Source organism: Kitasatospora sp. NPDC057512 (assembly GCF_042802135.1).
In the GTDB taxonomy this organism is placed as follows: domain Bacteria; phylum Actinomycetota; class Actinomycetes; order Streptomycetales; family Streptomycetaceae; genus Kitasatospora.
Genome location: NZ_JBHVET010001155.1, coordinates 1 through 1,659, shown reverse-complemented (window position 1 = coordinate 1,659; position 1,659 = coordinate 1). Strand labels below are relative to the sequence as shown.

At 76.7% G+C, this 1,659-nt stretch carries 1 protein-coding gene and 1 pseudogene; both read left to right on the top strand.

What is annotated here, in order from left to right; all coding sequences use genetic code 11:
• Nucleotides 1-908: pseudogene (locus tag ACFU6K_RS38500) on the top strand (dihydrofolate reductase family protein); the annotation flags it as partial.
• A gap of 76 nt (nt 909-984) precedes the next feature.
• Entirely contained in the window at nt 985-1,647 is a 663-nt protein-coding gene (locus ACFU6K_RS38495; protein ID WP_380671246.1) for an HAD-IA family hydrolase, read from the top strand.
• The last annotated feature ends 12 nt before the right edge of the window (nt 1,648-1,659 follow it).

Sequence of the window (1,659 nt, the reverse complement as noted above, 5' to 3'; positions counted from 1 at the left end):
CGGCCCGAGTACCCGCTGAAGGTGACGCTCAGCGCGAGCGGCGAACTCGACGCCGGCCTGCGGTTCTGGCACACCGGCGGCGCCCGGCTCGCCTACACCACGGAGGCCGGGGCCGCGGTCCTGCGCCCCCGGCTGGACGGGCTGGCCGAGGTGGTCGCGCTGGGCGACGCGGTGGACCTCGGCGCGGTGCTGGACGACCTGGGCGCCCGCGGGGTGCGCCGGCTGATGGTGGAGGGCGGCGGGGGCGTGCACACCCAGTTCCTGTCCCTGGGCCTGGCGGACGAGCTCCAGCTGGCCGTCGCCCCGCTGCTGGTCGGCCAGGCCGACGCGCCCCGGTTCGTCCGCCCGGCCGCGTTCCCGGGCGGTCCGGGCCGGCGGATGCGGCTGCTGGAGGCACGTACCGTGGGCGACGTCGTCCTGCTCAGGTACGCCCCGAAGGAGCCCGCGCCGTGACCCAGTCCGCGCCCACCGACCTCGACCACCTGCGCCGGGCCGTCGAGCTCTCCCGCCGCTGCCCGCCGTCCGAGACGGCCTTCTCGGTCGGCGCGGTGATCGTCGGCGCCGACGGCACGGTGCTGGCGGAGGGCTACAGCCGGGAGGCGGACCCGCACGACCACGCCGAGGAGGCGGCGCTGGCCAAGCTCCCGGCGGGCGACCCGCGGCTGCGCGGGGCGACCGTCTACAGCTCGCTGGAGCCCTGCGGGCAGCGCGCCTCGCGGCCGGCGCCGTGCGCCCGGCTGCTCGTCGCGGCGGGCGTGCCGCGGGTAGTGGTCGCCTGGCGCGAGCCGGACCTGTTCGTCACCGACTGCCAGGGCACCGCGCTGCTGACGGCGGCCGGGGTCGAGGTGGTGGAGCTGCCGGAGCTGGCCGAGGAGGCCCGGGCGGTCAACGCCCACCTTCTCGGATGATCTTTTGTATCATCGAGGAACAAAGAGCTCGCATTCTCCGGCTCTCCCGTCTCCACCCTCCCCGAGGAGCCGCCCCATGACCGCTGCCCCCGTCCGGCTGACCGCCCGCGCCGTCCTCCTGGACATGGACGGCACCCTGGTCAACTCCGACGCCGTGGTCGAGCGCTGCTTCAGCCGCTGGGCCGAGCGGAACGGCCTGGACCCCGCCGAGGTGCTCGCCGTCGCCCACGGCCGCCAGGGCCACGCGACCATGGCCCTCCTGCTGCCCGACCGCCCGGCCGAACTCAACCTGGCCGACAACGAGCGGATACTCGCCAAGGAGCGCGCCGACACCGAGGGCGTCGTCCCGGTGCCCGGCGCCGCCGCCTTCCTCGCCTCGCTGGCCGGCCTCCCGCACGCCCTGGTCACCTCCGCCGACCTGCCGCTCGCCCGGATCCGGATGGCCGCCGCCGGCCTCCCGCTGCCGTCCGTCCTGGTCACCGCCGAGTCCGTCGGCGCCAGCAAGCCCGACCCCGAGGGCTTCCTCAAGGGCGCCGCCGACCTCGGCTTCGCCCCCGCCGACTGCCTCGCCTTCGAGGACTCCGGCGCCGGCATCGCCGCCGCCAGGGCCGCCGGCGTCCGCGTCGTCGGCATCGGCCCGCGCGCCCTCCCCCACCACCCGGACGCCCACGCCGACACCCTCACCACCGTCACCGTCACCGCCTCCCCCGACGGCCTCCTCACCGTCTCCGTCGGCTGACCCCGAAAGCAC